This window comes from Phyllobacterium zundukense (genome assembly GCF_002764115.1).
GTDB classification, from domain to species: Bacteria; Pseudomonadota; Alphaproteobacteria; order Rhizobiales; family Rhizobiaceae; genus Phyllobacterium; species Phyllobacterium zundukense.
Genome location: NZ_CP017943.1, coordinates 330812 through 348932 on the forward strand (window position 1 = coordinate 330812; position 18121 = coordinate 348932).

Below are 18121 nucleotides of genomic sequence, written 5' to 3' on the forward strand. Positions count from 1 at the left end.
GCGTCATATCTCCTCACCAACGTGCCGGGCCGTCTCTTCAGTGCTCCTCATTCAGCGCATCGACGGCTGGGATTTCGCGACTCCGGCGGTCGATATAGGCACATAGCTCCTCGTCGACCGAAACATCGAGTTTCGGTTCCTGATATTCCGAAAGAAGATAGCGTGCCTGCTCGAGCGCGCGCTGCTTGATGTCCTTCGAGCCGTCGACGACCCACTGCTCGACGTTGTTGTTGTCGAATAGCTTCGGAATGAAGAAAGCCTTCTCGAAATTTGCCTGTGTGTGGGGATGTCCGAGGTAATGACCGCCTGGTCCGACGTCGCGGACCGCGGCGAGACCTTCGTCGAAGTCATCCCACTTGATGCCTTCCGCCATACGGTATCCCATCGCACAAACTTCCGAGTCGACCAAAAATTTGGCGATGGAGCAATGCATGCCCGCCTCGTTCCAGCCGGCCGAATGCCAGATGTAATTGGCCCCCGACATGAGGACAGCCATCATCGTCATAGCGCTTTCGTAGCCGGATTGGGCGTCGAAGACCTTCGCACCGCCCAGAAGATTCGAGGTACGCCACGGGACATTGTAGTGCCGGGCCATCTGGCCGATCATGAAGTTCATCAGGGAAATCTCGGGCGTTCCGGCCATCGGCGCTCCCGATTGCATTGAGACTGTCGATAGAAAGTGTCCGTAGATCGCGGGGCATCCTTTGCGTATCACCTGGGTATAGGCGAGCGCCGATAGTGCCTCGGCGTTCAGCTGCGCAACCGCCGGGGCTGTCGACGCGGGCGTGTTCGCGCCGCCCAGGACGAACGGCGAGCATAAAATGGGCTGGTTCCGGCGACAGAACGCACGCATAGCTCCAAGCATCGTTTGGTCCCAAACGAGAGGCGAGTTTCCGTTGCAGTTGCCCGTGGCGACAGCATGGTCTTCGAGGAACTCCGTGCCGAAAAGGATAGCGCACATATCGAGGACATCTTCGGCGTTCTTGGCCGACGTGGTCATACCCATGAACATCTTGTCTGAATACTTCATCGACGAGTACGTGATGTGGAGGTGGCGGTGGGCCACCACGATGTCCATCGGCTCGACGATGTGATGCGCGGAAGAGTGCAGCGCCGGCATCATGTGGGCGAGCTTGTGGAAGGTGCCGAGATCGGCGATGGTTGGACCGCGGCGGACATCGTCCAGGTCGCGCATATAGGGTGCGCCGGTCATCGGGACGAAGATCGAGTTCTTGCCTCCCAATTCAACATTATTGTCGGGATTCCGAGCGTAATACTTGATGTCAGGAGGGATTGTTTTGATCAAGTCCATAATGAGCGCACGGTCGAGGTGGACACGCTCGCCGCGGACATCTGCCCCCGCGCGCTTCCAATCCTCCAGCGCAATCGGGTCGCGGAAGATGACGCCCACCTCCTCGAGAATATCCATCGACGCGTTGTGAATGAGCTCGATCTGCTCCTCGTTCATGGGTTCCAGGTCAGGAAGCCCACGCTTCAAGGTCGGGAGCATCTGGAACTTTGGAGTGGTGCGAAGCACTCGGCGGGCATCTCGACCGCCTCTTCTGGCAGCATTGGATTGCATGTTCATAGCACCTGTTCTCCCCGCAGGGTTGTCTTGTGCGATTGATGTCGCGCAGGAGCTAGACTAATGACCGAGCGGTCTATAACCAAATGCAAAAGTCTCACGCGGCAGTTGACTATTATGCTAGCTTGCGGGGGGGGGGGGTATCGCTTTGGGAGGGCGAAATGGTTCGCAGGTTCTACAATCTTCCGTCGCTCACGACGCTCGCCGTCTTCGAGGCGTCGGCGCGTCACCTTAGTTTTAAGCTGGCGGCCAGCGAATTAAACGTGACGCCTGGCGCGATCAGCCGACAGGTGAAGGCGATAGAAGAAGAAGTTGGCGTTCCGCTCTTCGTGCGGAGTGGGAAGGGGGTCGCGCTCACCCATGCCGGAGAAGAGCTGTACAATGTTCTCGCCAGCGGTTTCTCCAAGGCCTCAGATGTCGTTCGCTCCATCAAACGTGGTGATCGGGCGCGGAATGTGACGATCGCCTGCTCCGACGCTTTTGCGACCATGTGGCTGATCCCAAGAATGCCTGATTTCTGGCGGCGATATCCCGACATCGTTGTCGATCATTTGATTTCCGACAGCGCAAAGGATTACCGCCGTGCCGAGGTCGAACTGCGGATACGATACGGGTTTGGTGCCTGGCTCGATGAGACGGCCGAGTTGCTGTTCGACGACACAATTTATCCTGTCTGCGGACTGGGATTTGCGGCGGCACACGAGGGCGTGACCGCGGCGGAGCTGGCTGAGCTCCCTCACCTGCATGTCGACTGGGTCGATCCGGACTGGGCTGGATGGGAAGAAGTCTTATTGCGCGCAGGCATTCCCCACGCCCTGCACGGCGGCCGTCGTTTCGGCAAATTCAATGTCGCCCTGCAGGCTGCCATGGCGGACCAAGGCGTTGCTGTGGGATGGGATCGGTTGGTCCGGAATTTGATCGACGAGGGAAAGCTCGTGAGGCTCACCGAATTGATGCTTCCGGCACCGGGCGCTTATTATCTCACAAGCAACAACAACCGCGAGCTATCGACTGCCGCGGTTGTCTTCAAGGATTGGTTACTCGAGATGGCCGAACAAGAGCGAAAAATAGCACCCGACAACTTGGCGTCAGCCAAAAGACGCGATTGGTGAGCCAAACTTCGCCATGTCAGGAACGACACCAACGCCCGGTCCAGTCGGAACTCGCCCTCGATGCGGACAGGATTCTCCTCATCATAGTGCCCGTCGATGTAGGGCGCGGCGATCCAGGAACCTTCAAATCTGGACGGAGTGACCGTCGCGCCAACATGCACGCACGCCGCGGCGATGATATCTCCGCCCCATGCGTCATCGCATGTATGCGGCAGGCTGCGCGCATCGCAGATATCCCGCATGGTCCGCAATGCCGCCTACCCGGGTGAGTTTCATGCTGAAACCATCGACAAGCCCGGTAGAGTTAGCACGCAACACACTGTTCACGTCTTCGGCCAATTTGGCCATGTACACTGGATGGCAAAGCTGATTGCGGACAGCGGCGATCTCCTCCATCGAATTGCAGGGCTGTTCCAGAACGAATGAGATGTCCCGGCGCCTTTGGGATAAGAAGAGTGTGTCCCTGCTTGTTAGGCTTCGGTTGGGGTCAGCGGCTATGCGTATGCCGGGCTTGATAGCCTCCTTTACCCCGTGGAGCGTCTCGATATCGATCCCACGCCCCCAGATCTTAATCTGATACGATCATAGCCTTGGAGTCGGCGTTCCCCGCACTGTCGCTCCGTCCAACGGGTCACAGACCCCTCGTCCATAGGCTCTTACCGTAGATATCCCAGGCGGCAATGTCGATTGCGTCCTTGGCGTACCTGCTGCCGCTCAGCACGGACTCCATAGCACGATTCAATTGTTCAAAATTTCTCGGATCAAGGCCAATTAGGCTTCTACCCGTCTCTTCAAGCGCGCCCCGAGTGATGCTGGGGCTGGTAGACTGGACCGACGGGACAGGTTTCATCGAATCCGGATGCCCTCGTCGGCGATAAGTTCAACCACCGTTCTCTCAAGCAACGAATCCGAGGTCGTTGCCATCTTGTACTTTCCAACAGCAAAGGTCTACATTGTAAACGCTGGTCCGTCAGCTTCATCGAAGTCTCCCATGATTGTCGTTGAGCCGATGTTAGATGCTTCGATGGCGAGACAGCCGAAATAAAGTCAACTGGGATGCTATTTTTTTGCACCGATTAACAAGTTCCCGATGTGATATTCAAGTCTGTTGAGAAGACCTAACAAAAAGAGGGAACAGATGCCAGAATGTACAATTCTCGATCCATTCGCATGCGGAAAGCTTCCGCTCGACAGTTGGATGTCGGTCGGTTTGCGCTGGGTCGTAGACAATTATCGCCCCTTCTTCCAGGCCGTGAAGGCCCCGATCGATTCGATGTTGCAGTCTTTTACGGTTGCGCTGGGCGCGGTACCTCCTTTGGTGGTGATACTTGTCATCGCGCTCATCGCCTGGCAGATAGCCGGTATCAGGCTGGCCATCGGACTTGCCGCGACTTTGCTCTTCGTGGGTTTTATCGGCGTGTGGCCGGAAACGATGCTCACCTTGGCCATCGTACTCACCTCACTGATATTCTCCCTCGTAATCGGTATCCCGCTTGGTATCTGGTCGTCCCGCTCGGAAACCCTCTATGCGATTCTTCGGCCTCTGTTAGACGGCATGCAGACAATCCCGGCATTCGTCTATCTGGTTCCTGTCGTGATGCTGTTCGGAATCGGTAATGTGCCAGGCGTCATCGTCACTGTCATATTCGCTGTCGCACCCGTCGTCAGATTGACATACTTGGGGATGAAGCAGGTTCCCGAAGATGTGGTCGAAGCGATGCGAGCGTTCGGTGCTACGGAGTCGCAACTGCTCTGGAAGGCGCAATTGCCATTGGCCCTGCCGACGATCATGGCTGGCGTCAATCAGACTCTAATGATGTCGCTTTCGATGGTCGTGATCGCTTCGATGATCGCCGTCGGCGGCCTCGGTCAGATGGTGTTACGTGGCATTGGCAGACTCGATATCGGCATTGCGACCGTCGGCGGCCTGGGGATCGTTGCTCTCGCGATCGTGCTGGACCGCCTGACGCAAGCGCTCGCGACACCCCGGAAGAAGGGCGAGTGGCTAAACAGGGGTCCCATCGGGCTCGTGCATTCAATCACCAAAACGTCCCAGACGGATTCGGCGCAACAGTTGCCGACGCCGGCCATCGACAATTGAGGAGATTGCTATGACTGACGCGGTCATTGAATGCCGAAATGTTTGGAAGATTTTCGGTGATAAGTCAAAAGAAGCGCATAAGGTCGTCAACGAGCGCGGCTTGAGCAAAAAAGAAATCCTGGAACAATATGGCTGCGTCGTCGGGGTCGCGGATGTCTCCTTTACGGTCGGCAAGGGTGAGATATTCTGTATCATGGGTCTTTCCGGATCCGGGAAGTCCACGCTCGTGCGCCATATCAACCGCCTTGTAGAACCGACCGCTGGCTCGATCCGCGTGGCTAATCAGGATGTTAATTCTCTCAACGGCACGCAACTTCGGCAAATGCGCTCTCAAAGCGTGGGTATGGTCTTCCAGAATATGGCGCTGCTCCCTCACCGGACTGTCGTCGACAACGTCGCCTTAAGCTTGGAACTGCGTGGGATGGCGAAGGGGAGTCGCCATGATGTAGCGTTGGAAAAGCTCCGGCTGGTCAGCTTGGACGGCTGGGGCGACCGTTATCCGGACGAGCTTTCCGGTGGCATGAAACAGCGGGTCGGATTGGCTCGCGCAATGGCTGCAGATCCCGAGATACTTCTCATGGATGAGCCGTTCTCAGCGCTCGATCCCTTGATCCGGAGACAACTCCAAGAACAGTTTTTGGAACTATCGAAAGTTCTAAAGAAGACAACCGTATTCATCACGCATGACTTGGATGAGGCGATCCGTTTGGGAACTCGCATCGCGATCATGAAGGACGGTCGGTTCGTGCAGGTTGGAACCGCCGAAGAAATCGTGACGGAGCCGATCGATAGTTACGTCGCCGATTTTGTCAAAGGCATTTCCCGACTGGAATTGGTTTCTGCTAGAAAAGTGATGCGGCCTCTCGGCGAGGTCCAGGCCTTTGCACATTCTAGTCCTACCGTGCTCGCGACAGATAAATTGTCGAAACTCTTACAAATTGCCAAAGAGCACGACGGTGTAATCACGGTCGTTGACGGTGGTCGGCCAGTAGGCGTGATTTCCAGGCACGATCTCTTAAATGCGGTTACTGGGTAACTGCTGATTGGACAAAGCTCCACTTAGGTGTTCCCGACTTGTTGGGTTCCTCTCTTCCCGACAAGCACTTTCGCTGGCGATGCTTCAATTATTGCCAGCTTTTTTCACGTTGAGGCCATTGCCTTGGAGATTCGACATAACGCCTTTCGATATCGCCCAATGCTTGGATGTAACGTTCGTCGATGGCAGGACGCTGGGCAGCCGCCAGCGATCGGTGCTCAACTGAACACAGATCTCATTTCGGAAAGGAAATTATGGATATTTTTCGCGAGAAAGCCGGCCTCGTGACTGGTGCCGCGGGAGCGATAGGTGAGGGGATTGCACGGCAGCTCCGATCTGGAGGGGCGGACGCCGCGGTCGCTGACCGGGATTGCGCCGGAAATGAAGGTGCGGCGCATTTGCTAGGCGACCTGCAGGACTCTGGCTATGCCAACAGCCTGCCTACGGCTGCCTTTCACGGACTTGGGGGGCTCGACATCGTCGTCAATAATCCCGGCGTTAACACGCGGGGCACCCCAATGCTGCGTACCGGTTTCGTTAAGCGTGGCTTCGATCCCGAAACGGCCGTAACCAAGTTGGGCAGGACGGTTCCCCTCGGACGCATTGCGGAGCCCGAAGATATCGCCGATGTCGTTGTGGTCTTCTCCTCGAACGCCGCGCGTTACGCTCGTCGAGGTCAACGGAGGAAAGTCAGGAAAAATGAAGCAGTTTGATGGAAAAGTAGCTCTGGTCACGGGCGGACGTAGTGGGATTGGTCGTGCGGTTGCTCGCAGGCTGCGGGACGAGGGCGCGCGGGTGTTCACCGCACAGCGTGGTAAGGATCACGAGTTCGAAGGGATCACAGTCGATTTTGCCGATGCCAGGACGGCGGCCCATGCGGTAGAGATCACGGTCAGTCGCGCCGGAAGGCTCGACGTTCTGGTCAACAATGCAGGAATGATGCAGGAGGCACTCGTCGAGGAAACAAGTATCGAGGATTGGGAACGTACCATGACGGTGAATTTGACCACGCCCTTCATGCTGATCAGGGCGGCTCTTCCGCATCTGCGTTCCGTGGGCGGATCCATCGTCAATATTGGCTCGATCGAAGGGTTGGGCTCTAACCCCAAGCATGCTGCCTACTGTGCATCTAAGGCTGGCCTTCATGGGCTGACCCGCGCGGTTGCCATCGACCACAGTGCGGAGGGCGTCCGTTGCAACGCCGTTGCCCCCGGGTGGATCGACACCGAACTTAATGTCGACTTCATCGAAAGTATGTCGGACCCCGACGTGTTTCGTCATACTATCGGCAAGATCCATCCTGTCGGGCGCACCGGAAAGCCGGAGGAAGTGGCAAACCTTGTGGCGTGGCTGGCCTCATCAGAGGCATCGTTTGTGACCGGACAAGTCTGGACAATTGATGGGGGAAGAATGGCCAAGCTCAGCCTACCGTGAATTACTGGGCAAGGCTGACGTCAACCTCGCCCAGCGCGATACGTTCGGTCCGGACTCTCGGACCTGGATTACTTAATCGCGCCCGTTTCCGGGAACGGAATTGGTCGGCAAGGCATCTTCATTTGACAGCCACTCTATCGCATTTCTTTGGTTGACCGCTATCAACGCGCCTTCCTCTAAAAACGCCGCGTATTCATTATAAGGCGCCGAAACAGGCACGTCGTAGGGTATTCCCTCCACGTGGCGGATTGCGTGCGTCTCTCACGACCAGCGCGCGTAGCACATGTCCATTTGAGTAGAGCACCAGAGATTACTTATTTGCGCAAACTATCCGACGTCCAAATTAGCCGCCCATATACGACCCCCCGTTCACGTGTATTGTTGAGCCAGTAATATAACTCGACGCGTCGCTACAGAGGAACGCAACGACTTTCGCGACCTCTTCGGCGGTACCGAATCTTCCCGCTGGCGTGACAGACAGGAACTTGTCTCCGCGCAGGCGCAACAGCTCATCGACCATGGGCGTTTCAATAGTCCCGGGCGAGACCGTGTTGACGCGAATTCTAGGCGCTACTTCTCTTGCAAGAGACTTGGTGAAGGCCAGGACACCACCTTTCGACGCTCCATAGTGGACGTGTAAAGGCGAACAACCTTCATGTGCCGCGCTCGAGGCAATGGTCACGATCGTTCCACCAGCAGGCAGGTGTGGAATAGCACGGCGGCAGATGTAGAAGACTCCGTCCAGGTTAATTGAGATTGTGCGGCGCCATTCTTCATCTGACATCGACGCGAAAGAATGTTCCTCGAATACCGCTGCGCCTGGCACGACGTGATCAAGTCGACCAAAATGAGTAAGGCACGCTGACACCGCGGCTTCTGCGTCAGACGAATTGCTTGCGTCATACGCAATCGCCTTAGCCCGACTTCCAGTAGGGTCGAGCGAGTCAGCTAGTTCTCCGGCTCGCTTGAAGTCAAAATCAGCCAGCAGCATGCGCGCGCCAAGCCCATAACACACACTTGCAATCGCGCTCCCGATCCCTCCTGCAGCTCCAGTCAGAAGAATAACCTGGTCAGAAAAATTGATGAAACTCATGAAACTCCTCCTCAGGAACTAGCTACAAGGGCCAAGCCGTTGTTTGGCGGCCAACCAATTTAAACGTTTCGGACCGGTAAGACGTACGAAATGTTAATGCTCACGCCGCCCAGTTATATATTCTATTTTGCCGCTTTCGCGTCAGCTATCCACTTGTCCCAAGTGCTCTTGTTCTTGTCGATCCACTCTTTGGCGAGCTCTTGAACCTGCGAAGGAGACGATTCGCCTTTGTAAATTCGAAGGTTTTGCGAATTCGAGTCCTCAATCGGAATTTGTATGAGTTCGAAAAGCTTCTTTGCACGGGGGTTATCGTTGATGAAACTCGTCGCGGCTACAATACTTTGTTGAATCTTTGAAAAGCCTAAGTTTCCTAATCCAGGCACGGTTGTGTCACTCTTCAGGCCGTCAGGTAATTGGGTCTCTTTAACGTTCAAAAACGTCACTTCGTGTCCAGGGCGGAGAATACTCGACACCCAAAGCGGTGTCCAAGTGTAGTAGAGGGTAGGCTTACCTTCCTTGATCCTCTCGATCGCATCAGGGATAATGGCAAAATAGCCTCCTTGATTGTGCTCTACAGTGTCACGCAGGCCGTATGCGTCGAGATGATGCTCAATTACACGTTCACAACCCCAACCTGGCTCACAGCCGTAAAGATCCGCCTTGCCATTTCCGTTGATGTCGAACAACTTCGCCTTCTCTGGATCTTTCAGGTCTTCCAGGTACTTAATGCCATACGCATCGGCGGTCTTTTTATCTATCAGGTAGCCCTGCAAATTGTCAGCTGAAATGTGCCCAAGACGGGTCAGGCGAGCCGCCCCCCCGTTCTCTTCAATATATTTATCGTGAAGAGGTGCAGCGGAAGCGGCGAAGAACGTCGCATCCCCAGTCGCGATCGCGACATAACCTAATTGAATTTGGGTTTGCACCGGCTCGGCCACGTCATAACCCATATCCTTTAGGCCCTGCATTACAATTAGTGTTTGTGTGAGATTTTCGGTGATTCCGTCCCAAAGCGGAATCACCTTGTCCGCTGCCGAAGCCGCCGAAGTCGACAATGCGGCGATCATGATTATCGCGTATCTAGTCAATTTCATTATAACCTCCAGTTTCCCTCGTTTGGCCTGGCGGCACGTGCTTGTGAAGTTCGAAGTGCCGTGGCTTTACTTTTATGAGCAGGCCGCTGTTGCTTTACGTGAGCGCCTATGGGTCGCATTGACTAAACGATGTCTGCGTCCGCATGGAACGATGCACGGCGTTACCATCGATGGCAATGTCCGGCAGCGCCCTGGAGCCCGCAAAAAACTAATGAGACTGGTTACTTTTTTGCCACGGGTATCCCGTTGAGTCCTTGGCTGGCGCTCTATAGAAAACCTCCACCTGGCTCTTAGCCCTTGTCATTTTTGTCGGGGTATAGCGCACAAATCGGCAGGGCAGTCTTTTGTCGCTATCGCCACAACAGGACTAGACCGCGGCCGAAAACGTCATGGAGAGCGCAATAAGAGCGAAACTGGGAGCAATGCCATCATGGACTACATGGCAAACTTCGGACTTACCGGCAAGCGCGCCCTTGTAACCGGCGGCGGCCGCGGTATCGGACTCGAAATCGCCCGCGCTCTCGGCCAGGCCGGCGCGGCAGTGATCATCGCTGAATTGGACGAGAATGGTGCGGCTGCTGCTGCAGCCGGTCTCGAAGCGCAAGGCGTGCGGGCGAGCTACCGCGTTATAGACGTGACGAAGCCGGATACGGTAACAACACTCGCCGATCACCTAAATGCCGACCAACCGATCGATATTCTCATCAACAATGCCGGCATCGCCCGGACAGCCGAGGCCCTTGACACCTCCGACGAAGATTGGTTGGCAACGATGCGGGTGAATTCGGATGCGGCATTCTGGTGCTCGCGCGCCTTCGGCCGCCACATGGTCGCTCGCCGCTCCGGCAACATCGTTAACATCGGATCCATGTGCGGCACAGTGGTCACCCAGCCCCAGAATAACACCGCCTATATCACCAGTAAGGGCGCCATCCACATGATGACGAAGTCACTGGCCTGCGCCTATGCAAAGCACAATGTTCGGGTGAATGCCGTTGCGCCAGGCTACGTCGCCACAGAAATGACACTGCCCTTAAAGATCGAAAACTCCTCCTGGCATAATCGATGGGTCGAGCAGACTCCGCTAGGCCGGCTCGCCGAGCCCCACGAAGTCGCCTCCGCGGTGCTATTTCTTGCCAGTCCCGCGGCAAGCTATTGCACAGGTACTATTCTGGCGGTCGATGGTGGCTATACCTCCTGGTAATGGAAGATACATCCCCACTAAATTCTACAGCGTAGCCAGCTGTCATGCATCATATTCACCACCGGAATAATGTTACGTCAATGCCCAACCTATCGCGAGCGGCTACGGCCGGGCTCTTTGCTAAAGGAGTAAATCTTTGGAAAAATCGCTACGCTTTCTGAATAAAACCGCCATCGTCACAGGCGGCGCTTCGGGTATCGGTAAATGCCTCACGGAGCTTCTGCGCACCGAGGGCGCGAGAGTTGTGGTCTTCGATAAAGCAGCGCCGGACGGCGACATCGTCGACGAGTCCATCAGTGTCGATGTGGCCTCCGAAAGCGACATCGAAAGGGCTGTGAGCATGGTTGTTGAACGGCTCGGCAAGATCGATATGCTCGCCAATTGTGCTGGCATCAGCCACAAATCTAGCATTCTCGAGACCTCGCTGAAAAGTTGGAACGAGGTGATTGGCGTTAATTTGACTGGGACGTTCCTTGTTAGCCGGGAAACTGCCAAGGCAATGGTCAAGACGGGCGGAGGTTCGATTGTAAACATCGCATCCGTCGATGCCCATGCAGCGGACCCAGATTTCGCAAGCTACAACACATCGAAGGCGGCCATACTGGGTTTGACGAGGTCGTTTGCCGTAGAACTCGGGAGACAGGGAGTGAGGGTCAACTCAGTCAGTCCGGGGCTTGTCTTAACGCCGATGGTAGCGCACAGCTCATCCAACCCTGCCATCCTGAAGCACCTTCAGGAAGATTTCCGGCGTGTGCCCATGGGGCGCGCGATGCAGCCATTGGAGATTGCTAAAGCCTGCTCCTACCTTTTGTCCGAGGACGCCAGCGGCGTAACCGGATCTGACCTCATCGTAGACGGCGGCATGATGGCGGACAGTTTTCTAATGAACTCACTGCCGGCCTAGGCCGGGCGTAACCAATTGTTGATCAAACCGGCTTCCTTTACCCAAGGGCCGGGTTGTTGCCGTCCGGTCTTTCGCGTTTTCTCGGCAAGGAGTACTCGGTGATATCATCACCAGAGCCGACATCGCACGCGTCTTGTTCGGCCAGCGTAAGGGGATCGCACCTCAGTGCCACGTATGAACGAGGCATATTTTTCGGCGCATTTTCCGTTTCATGGGTGCAAACGGTTTGAAATACTCGTGGCGTGCGAGTCCACGCTTGCAGCGTCGTACGTTTTCACTGATCTCAGCCCCACCCGTGCGGAATCCGCGGAGGGCATCAACACCCCCCGGTACGATAGTGACTTCCATGTTCAAGATTCTCAAATTCCGGCGATGCCATCGTTGTCAGTCTTACAGCATCAAGGAACTCGCAAAAAACTAATGAGACTGATGACTTTTTTACCGTTAGACAACCGTTGAGTCCTTCGCTGGCGCTCTGTAAAAAGGCTGCACATCACAGGAGGTTATCACATGACGGATGCTGGCATACATGCAGACAGAGAGCGTACCGTCCCCGAGTCAATTGATGTCATTATTGTCGGGGCGGGTTTTGCTGGTATGTATATGCTCCATCGCGTGCGCTCCCTTGGATTGTCGGTCCTTGTACTGGAAGCGGGAGGGGGGGTGGGCGGAACCTGGTATTGGAACCGGTATCCTGGCGCCCGCTGCGATGTTGAGAGCATGCAGTACTCGTATTCCTTCTCAGATGACCTCCAGCAGGAGTGGAAATGGCGGGAGCGTTTTGCCCCGCAGAGTGAGATCTTGGCTTACGCCAACCATGTGGCGCAAAAGTTTGATCTGGTCCGCGATATTCGCTTTGAAACCAGGGTTGTCGCTGCGGAATTCCACGAGGCCGATTCTCGCTGGCAGATCGTCACGGACAAGGGCGGTCGTTTCTCATCCAAATTCTTAGTCATGGCGACAGGATGTCTTTCCGTTCCGTTGGCACCGAAGATAAACGGGCTAGAGAATTATCGGGGCAACGTTTATCACACTGGAAACTGGCCACAGAAAGGAGTTGATTTCACAGGGCAAACCGTCGGTTTAGTGGGTACTGGGTCGTCAGGTATTCAGGCGACGCCCGAAATTGCAAAGCAGGCAAAACACCTCTTCGTGTTTCAGAGGTCTCCCAACTTCAGTATTCCTGCTCGTAATTGTCCGATCTCGCCTGAATATGAGGCAGAATGGAAGCGCGATTATTCAGACCGCAGAAAAGCTGCGCGCTTGGCAGTCAGCGGAATTTTGGCTCAGCGCGGCCAGTCTTCCGCGCTGGAAGTGGACGAGGAAACGAGAAGCAAGGAATACGAACGACGCTGGAACGCGGGCGGCACGAATTTTATGGCAGCGTATCCTGATCTTCTTTTGAATCCTGATGCAAACGAAACAGCGGCGGCTTTCGTACGCACGAAGATAAAGGAGATCGTGAAGGATGCGGCGGTCGCGGCGCGCCTTACTCCAACAGACCATCCAATCGGTTCCAAACGCATTTGCGCGGATACTCAATATTACGATACCTTCAACCGCGAAAACGTAACGCTTGTGGATCTGCGGACGGACCCAATAGAATGTGCCATCGAGGAAGGCTTGCGAACTGCCGGGGGGCACTCATTTGCAGTCGATAGCCTTGTACTTGCAACAGGCTTTGACGCGATGACTGGCGCGATTGATAAAGTGCAGATATTTGGTCGGAATGGCCGGCGCCTGCGCGATAAGTGGCAGGATGGTCCAAAGACTTATCTAGGTCTCATGACCGCAGGTTTCCCGAACTTATTTATTGTAACCGGTCCCGGGAGTCCGTCGGTTTTGACGAATATGATCGTCGCAATCGAGGACCACGTCGATTGGATTTCTAAGTGTATTTCGCACATGGTTTCGGTTAAGGCGAATTCTATAGAACCAAAAGAGCTTGCTGAAAACGAATGGGTCGCAACAGTAGCAGCCGAAGCCGCTAAAACACTTATGGTCAAGGCCAAATCCTGGTACCTCGGCGATAACAAGCCCGGAAAGCCTCATGTCTTTTTGGCCTACGTTGGCGGACTGCCTAAATACCAGGAACTTTGTGATCAAGTAGCGGCGGAGGGTTATCGAGGCTTTGAGATCGCTTAGCAAGCGATCATTGACGCAGGTGGTAGCGCGGCCTGATTGTCCGCGCTAGACAGATGTACGCAGTACCTGACATGGGCCGCGGAGTTAGCACTCCTGGGCTCTAATTGCGACACTGGTCCAGTCCCTAACTCGATCGTTATTGGGGGCGCTGCGCTCAGTTCTGCGGCGCACGTAGGGAAGGGGATGCGTTGCGCTGTTCGCTCGCCTTGTTACGTCAGACCAGTCGAAAAGCGCCGAGACAGAATCCGCCATGCTTTTCCGCGCACTAGCGCCGTGACCCACAAGGTTGTCCGTGACGATCTGATCCGCCGAACTAAGTATTATTGACGGTACTGTGCTAGAAGCTCGGCGTGGATACGTATGCATGCTGTTGGGCTGATCCACGCAACATAAGCCACGCTGTTCTGTTTGCACAACGCGACATGCCAATTGTGGAAGGGGATAAACCAGACGTCCACCGGTGTCATCATCGGTACTCCTCGCCCAGATGGCTCGTGCGTGTCAGCGAATACTCTCGTCGACCGTCCTGAATCCAGGTCAAGGCCGCTGTCTCATTATGCCGCGCGCCCTTCCAAATAGAAATTCAACTCCCGTTCCAAAGTATCCGACAAGTAGTCTGCAAACGAACTTGGATCACCCTTCGCGCCCTGCCCGCAACTCCTGATATCGGATAACGGAATTTATGCCGATCCAGGCCAACGGCTCAGGCGGCAACTTTGACGGAAGAGGATTGTCCATGAACTCTGCCAACTGAGGCGAATTCACCCCCGTTGCTAGATTGACGACCATGATGCCCGCGAGCGTGCTCTTGACGGTACCAAGTCCGTTTTCACAACATGCCGAATAGAGGCCTTCGTCGATCTCTCCGAAGGCGGGTACGTGGTTTAGACTGAGGCACAGGCGGCCGGACCAGGTATTCTCAAACGGCACACCACTGAGACCGGGAAAACGAGCTTCAAAAGAGCGCAGGTGAGCTCTCGCCATTTTCTCCATCCGGGACGGCGAAGCAGTGATGGTGGTCTCGTAGGTATATTTGGTCCGGATCGCGATCCGTGCCTGCCCGTCAGTCGTGAACTTTCTGACTGTCGCGCCCATGGAGTCAGCGGGCAGCAACGCCCAGCGGTCCTGGCCGGACGCGCGGCGTCCGAGGCCGTCGGCCGGGAAGGGAGCCGTCATCGAGGCGTAGGCGAAGATGTGCATCAGCCGACGCTCGTAGTGACCGAAATCCTCGATATGTCCGTTCACGCCCAGAATGACCTTTGGGGCGGTTACGGTGCCGCGAGGCGTGATTGCAGTCCAGTTGCCGTTCTCGCGCCTGAGAGACGTGACGGGAGAATTCTCAAAAATGTCGACTCTTGAAGACAAGCCGCCTGCAAGGCCGCGAATATAATCAGCAGGCTGGATTGTAACCGCGCCGGGTGTGAATAGGCCGCCAATGTAATACGATGTTCCGGCGAGCTCCCGCATTTCGGCAGCGTCGAGATACCTGTGGGGCTCATTGTTAGCTTTGAGCGACTTTCCGAAGCTTTCGTTGAGCTTCAGACCTCGCTCGGTCGCCGCGGCATTGATCTTGCCGGAGCGGTTGAATGTCTCCAATGACATGCCGAACTCGTCCGCGATCTCAGCCGCGAAGCCGATAGCGAAGCGGTTCTGCGCCATTTCGGCCCTGGCTGTGTCCGCACCCGCGCTGGCATATTCACCCGACGACAGGTTATGTGGAACGTCGATCATGAAACCCGAATTTCGCCCCGCAGTGCTGACCGCTACCTCGCGCGCGTCCAGTACGACGACCTGGTCGCCGGGCCGGACTTGGGTGAGACGGCGCGCGGCCGACAGCCCGGCGAAGCCAGCGCCGACAATCAGCCAATCGGCATTTACGTTCCCTTCGAGGCTGCGGACCGGGAAGGCGCGTTTGCTGATCGCCTCCCAACCTGACCTTCCGTTCTCCGCCGGAAGTCGCTTGACGGTCCTCTCGATCATCGGACGGTCTCGTCGACGGAGCGATCGGAGATGTCGATCCAGATCGTCTTCAGTTCGCAGTAGTTGTCATGCGCGAAGATCGACTTGTCGCGGCCGCCGAAGCCGGACTCCTTGTAGCCGCCGAAGGGCGTGCTCGCGTCGCCTTCGCCGAAGCAGTTGACGGTGACCAGGCCCGCGCGGATGTCTCGGGAGACCCGGATCGCGTTCCGCAGGCTTCCGGTGTAAACCGCCGCCGTCAGGCCGTAGTTGGTGTCGTTTGCAAGGGCGACGGCCTCAGCCAGGGTCTCGAATGTCGTGACCGACAGGATCGGCCCGAAAATCTCCTCCTTGAACAAGCGGCTCGAAGGTGTGACGCCATCGACGACTGTCGGCTCGATGAAGATGCCCTTGTACGTCTCGCCGCCGTAGGCGATCGAGAGCTTCTCGGTCTTAACGTCATCGAGGAACGACTTCACCTTCTCGTAGTGGTTCTTGTTGACCAGCGCGCCAACGCGGTTTTCCGGATCGAGTGGGTCGCCAGTCTTCCACTCTCGCATGTAGGCCCCGATGCGCTGAAGCAGTTCGTCCTTGATGCCGGACTGGACGATTAGCCGCGATGTGGCTGAGCAGTTTTCGCCCATATTCCAGAACGCGCCGTTGACCACCTGTTCGGCGACAAGATCAAGGTCCTCGGCATCCTCAAGGACGACGGCCGGGTTCTTGCCACCGCATTCGAGAACGACCTTCTTTAGGTTGGAATCCGCCGAATAGCGGAGGAAGCGGCGTCCCGTCGGCGTCGACCCCGTAAACGCCACCATGTCTACATCCATGTGAAGGCCGAGCGGCTCGCCGACATCCTTGCCGCTGCCGGTGACGACGTTGAAAGCACCTGCCGGAATGCCGGCTTCAAGTGCCAGTTCGGCGACACGAAGCGTGGTGAGGGTTGTTTCCTGCGCGGGCTTCACGATAACCGAGCATCCAGCGGCGAGCGCCGGCGCTATTTTCCATGCGAGCATCAGGAGGGGGAAGTTCCACGGCAGCACGCATGCGACCACGCCGATGGGTTCGCGGACGACCATTGCCAAAGCGTTGGGACCAACGGAATTCGTGTTGTCGTAAAGCTTGTCGATCAGCTCGGCGTGCCAGCGGATCGTGTGGATCGTGTCTGGCACGTCGACCGTCTGGCACTCGCGGATGGGTTTGCCGCTATCGAGGCTTTCCATGACAGCAAGTTCATGGCGGTTCTCTTCGAGCAGCTTTGCGAACTTGATCAAGGTTGCCTTGCGCTCTCCGGGCGTCAGCTGACGCCAACGGCCATCGTTGAAAGCATCCTTCGCCTTGGCGACCGCAAAGTCCACGTCGCTGGCATCACAGGCTGCGATCTCGGCCAATGTCTCGCCAGTTGCGGGATTGGTTGTCTCGAACGTTTTGCCCGAGTTGGCGGGCCGAAAGGAGCCGTCGACGAACGCGTTGCTGGGAAGTTGAAGGTTCGCCGCGATGGCCCGGTATTCGGCGGCGGTCAAAGGTTCATGCATGATTGGCTCCCGAGGTGATCTGGGCGACCGTGCGCTTGATAGTCGCGACGACGGTTTCGAGTGTTCTCTTTTCTTCGGAGTTCAGCGGGCGGAGCGGCGCGCGGACGCCGCCCGCCTTGAGGCCGATGATCTCGCAGCCGTGCTTGATGCTTTGGACAAATTTCCCACATTCGAGGAAATCCATCAGCGGCAGCATCGCGGTCATGATCGCGCGGCCGTTGTCGAAGTTCTTCTCGAGCACGCACGCTTCGTAGAGGGCGACATGCTCGCGCGGCAGGAAGTTGGAGCCGGCGCAGACCCAGCTCTTCGCGCCCCAGGCGAAGAATTCGAGCGCCTGGTCATCCCAGCCGCAGGAGAGCGAGATATGAGGGAACTTCCGGGCGAGCAGGTGCAGGTTGCCCGTGTCGCCGGAGCTCTCCTTGATGGCCACGACATTCCTGGACTTGCCGACGCGCGAGAAGTACTCGTCGCCCATCATCACGCCCATGCGGGCGGGATAGTTGTAGAGCATGATCGGCAGGTTCGCGGCGCGGTCGATCGTCAGCGCGTGGACGGCGTTCTCCCGCTCGGTGGGGAGCGCATAGGGAGGCGAAGAGACGAGGATTGCGTCAGCGCCGATCTCCTTGGCCGCCGTCGCATATGCGACGGAATCCTCAGTCCGGGTAGCGCCCGTTCCGAGGATGAGAGGCATACGTGTGCCGATAACTTCTCTCGCGTAGGAACCGAGATCGAAGCGCTCCTGGGCGGTCTGGGCGTAGTATTCGCCGGTCGATCCGCCGACGATGATGCCATGGATCTTGGCTTCGATGAGCGATTCGAGCACTGCTGCGAACGCCTTCTTGTCTATCTGCCCGTCCGGGCTAAGCGGCGTGATTGCCGGCGTGTAAATGCCCTCGAAATTCAAGGTGTCTTCTCCATC

The 18121-nt window shown here is 56.5% G+C and carries 16 protein-coding genes; 8 read left to right on the forward strand and 8 right to left on the reverse strand.

Annotated elements, in window-relative coordinates; all coding sequences use genetic code 11:
* Positions 1-37: 37 nt before the first annotated feature.
* Complete coding sequence (locus BLM14_RS27250; RefSeq protein ID WP_100003192.1) at positions 38-1588, reverse strand: trimethylamine methyltransferase family protein; 1551 nt, start codon at positions 1586-1588, stop codon at positions 38-40.
* Between the two features lie 158 nt (positions 1589-1746).
* Between BLM14_RS27250 and BLM14_RS27255 the strand changes: the two genes are divergently transcribed.
* The gene (locus tag BLM14_RS27255) at positions 1747-2697 is read left to right on the forward strand and encodes a LysR substrate-binding domain-containing protein (protein ID WP_100003193.1); all 951 of its coding nucleotides are present in this window, start codon (positions 1747-1749) and stop codon (positions 2695-2697) included.
* A 195-nt stretch (positions 2698-2892) separates the two neighbouring features.
* Here BLM14_RS27255 and BLM14_RS32230 read toward each other — a convergent pair whose 3' ends face one another.
* Together BLM14_RS32230 and BLM14_RS32580 are read right to left on the reverse strand one after the other, a co-directional pair.
* Positions 2893-3270 carry an enolase C-terminal domain-like protein gene (locus BLM14_RS32230; protein WP_335672095.1) on the reverse strand — a complete coding sequence of 126 codons (378 nt, stop codon included), beginning with the start codon at positions 3268-3270 and terminating at the stop codon, positions 2893-2895.
* Positions 3271-3328: 58 nt separating this feature from the next.
* Entirely contained in the window at positions 3329-3547 is a 219-nt protein-coding gene (locus BLM14_RS32580; RefSeq protein WP_335672092.1) for a hypothetical protein, read from the reverse strand.
* Positions 3548-3835: 288 nt separating this feature from the next.
* Between BLM14_RS32580 and BLM14_RS27265 the strand changes: the two genes are divergently transcribed.
* The 4 genes from BLM14_RS27265 (at position 3836) to BLM14_RS27280 (ending at position 7268) form a co-directional block, all read left to right on the forward strand.
* Positions 3836-4798: an ABC transporter permease gene (locus BLM14_RS27265; RefSeq protein WP_100003194.1), complete on the forward strand. Its 963-nt coding sequence runs from the start codon at positions 3836-3838 to the stop codon at positions 4796-4798.
* 10 nt (positions 4799-4808) lie between these two features.
* On the forward strand, positions 4809-5834 hold the full coding sequence (locus tag BLM14_RS27270; RefSeq protein ID WP_100003195.1) for a quaternary amine ABC transporter ATP-binding protein: 1026 nt from the start codon (positions 4809-4811) through the stop codon (positions 5832-5834).
* 254 nt (positions 5835-6088) lie between these two features.
* Entirely contained in the window at positions 6089-6547 is a 459-nt protein-coding gene (locus tag BLM14_RS27275; protein ID WP_100003196.1) for an SDR family NAD(P)-dependent oxidoreductase, read from the forward strand.
* Entirely contained in the window at positions 6534-7268 is a 735-nt protein-coding gene (locus BLM14_RS27280; protein WP_100003197.1) for an SDR family NAD(P)-dependent oxidoreductase, read from the forward strand. Before BLM14_RS27275 ends, BLM14_RS27280 begins: the two co-directional genes overlap by 14 nt.
* A 343-nt stretch (positions 7269-7611) precedes the next feature.
* Here BLM14_RS27280 and BLM14_RS27285 read toward each other — a convergent pair whose 3' ends face one another.
* Together BLM14_RS27285 and proX are read right to left on the reverse strand one after the other, a co-directional pair.
* Complete coding sequence (locus tag BLM14_RS27285; RefSeq protein ID WP_100003198.1) at positions 7612-8361, reverse strand: SDR family NAD(P)-dependent oxidoreductase; 750 nt, start codon at positions 8359-8361, stop codon at positions 7612-7614.
* Positions 8362-8483: 122 nt separating this feature from the next.
* On the reverse strand, positions 8484-9455 hold the full coding sequence (proX, locus tag BLM14_RS27290) for a glycine betaine/L-proline ABC transporter substrate-binding protein ProX (protein WP_100003199.1): 972 nt from the start codon (positions 9453-9455) through the stop codon (positions 8484-8486).
* A gap of 430 nt (positions 9456-9885) precedes the next feature.
* Here proX and BLM14_RS27295 point away from each other — a divergent pair, with 430 nt between their 5' ends.
* The 3 genes from BLM14_RS27295 (at position 9886) to BLM14_RS27305 (ending at position 13708) form a co-directional block, all read left to right on the forward strand.
* The gene (locus tag BLM14_RS27295; RefSeq protein WP_100003200.1) at positions 9886-10659 is read left to right on the forward strand and encodes an SDR family NAD(P)-dependent oxidoreductase; all 774 of its coding nucleotides are present in this window, start codon (positions 9886-9888) and stop codon (positions 10657-10659) included.
* A gap of 136 nt (positions 10660-10795) precedes the next feature.
* Complete coding sequence (locus BLM14_RS27300; RefSeq protein WP_100003201.1) at positions 10796-11563, forward strand: SDR family NAD(P)-dependent oxidoreductase; 768 nt, start codon at positions 10796-10798, stop codon at positions 11561-11563.
* A gap of 510 nt (positions 11564-12073) precedes the next feature.
* Positions 12074-13708, forward strand: coding sequence for a flavin-containing monooxygenase (locus BLM14_RS27305; protein ID WP_100003202.1), 1635 nt, complete (start codon positions 12074-12076; stop codon positions 13706-13708).
* 633 nt (positions 13709-14341) lie between these two features.
* On the opposite strand, the gene BLM14_RS27310 is transcribed toward BLM14_RS27305, so the two are convergent.
* Genes BLM14_RS27310 through BLM14_RS27320 form a run of 3 tightly spaced genes read right to left on the reverse strand, consistent with a single transcriptional unit; the run spans position 14342 to position 18106 of the window.
* Positions 14342-15688 (reverse strand): NAD(P)/FAD-dependent oxidoreductase, encoded by a 1347-nt coding sequence (locus tag BLM14_RS27310; RefSeq protein ID WP_100003203.1) that lies wholly within the window; start codon positions 15686-15688, stop codon positions 14342-14344.
* Positions 15685-17202 carry an aldehyde dehydrogenase gene (locus BLM14_RS27315; protein ID WP_100003204.1) on the reverse strand — a complete coding sequence of 506 codons (1518 nt, stop codon included), beginning with the start codon at positions 17200-17202 and terminating at the stop codon, positions 15685-15687. The genes BLM14_RS27310 and BLM14_RS27315 overlap by 4 nt, the downstream gene beginning before the upstream one ends.
* Positions 17195-18106: a dihydrodipicolinate synthase family protein gene (locus BLM14_RS27320; protein WP_100003205.1), complete on the reverse strand. Its 912-nt coding sequence runs from the start codon at positions 18104-18106 to the stop codon at positions 17195-17197. The genes BLM14_RS27315 and BLM14_RS27320 overlap by 8 nt, the downstream gene beginning before the upstream one ends.
* Positions 18107-18121 lie beyond the last annotated feature (15 nt).

Bases quoted from the DNA above. Each gene is read 5' to 3' on its own strand.
- BLM14_RS27310 (WP_100003203.1), bottom strand. From the start codon at position 15,688: ATGATCGAGAGGACCGTCAAGCGACTTCCGGCGGAGAACGGAAGGTCA.
- BLM14_RS27315 (WP_100003204.1), bottom strand. From the start codon at position 17,202: ATGCATGAACCTTTGACCGCCGCCGAATACCGGGCCATCGCGGCGAAC.
- BLM14_RS27265 (WP_100003194.1), top strand. From the start codon at position 3,836: ATGCCAGAATGTACAATTCTCGATCCATTCGCATGCGGAAAGCTTCCG.
- BLM14_RS27275 (WP_100003196.1), top strand. From the start codon at position 6,089: ATGGATATTTTTCGCGAGAAAGCCGGCCTCGTGACTGGTGCCGCGGGA.
- BLM14_RS27280 (WP_100003197.1), top strand. From the start codon at position 6,534: ATGAAGCAGTTTGATGGAAAAGTAGCTCTGGTCACGGGCGGACGTAGT.
- BLM14_RS27270 (WP_100003195.1), top strand. From the start codon at position 4,809: ATGACTGACGCGGTCATTGAATGCCGAAATGTTTGGAAGATTTTCGGT.
- BLM14_RS32580 (WP_335672092.1), bottom strand. From the start codon at position 3,547: ATGAAACCTGTCCCGTCGGTCCAGTCTACCAGCCCCAGCATCACTCGG.
- BLM14_RS27250 (WP_100003192.1), bottom strand. From the start codon at position 1,588: ATGAACATGCAATCCAATGCTGCCAGAAGAGGCGGTCGAGATGCCCGC.
- proX (WP_100003199.1), bottom strand. From the start codon at position 9,455: ATGAAATTGACTAGATACGCGATAATCATGATCGCCGCATTGTCGACT.
- BLM14_RS27285 (WP_100003198.1), bottom strand. From the start codon at position 8,361: ATGAGTTTCATCAATTTTTCTGACCAGGTTATTCTTCTGACTGGAGCT.
- BLM14_RS27295 (WP_100003200.1), top strand. From the start codon at position 9,886: ATGGACTACATGGCAAACTTCGGACTTACCGGCAAGCGCGCCCTTGTA.
- BLM14_RS27255 (WP_100003193.1), top strand. From the start codon at position 1,747: ATGGTTCGCAGGTTCTACAATCTTCCGTCGCTCACGACGCTCGCCGTC.
- BLM14_RS27305 (WP_100003202.1), top strand. From the start codon at position 12,074: ATGACGGATGCTGGCATACATGCAGACAGAGAGCGTACCGTCCCCGAG.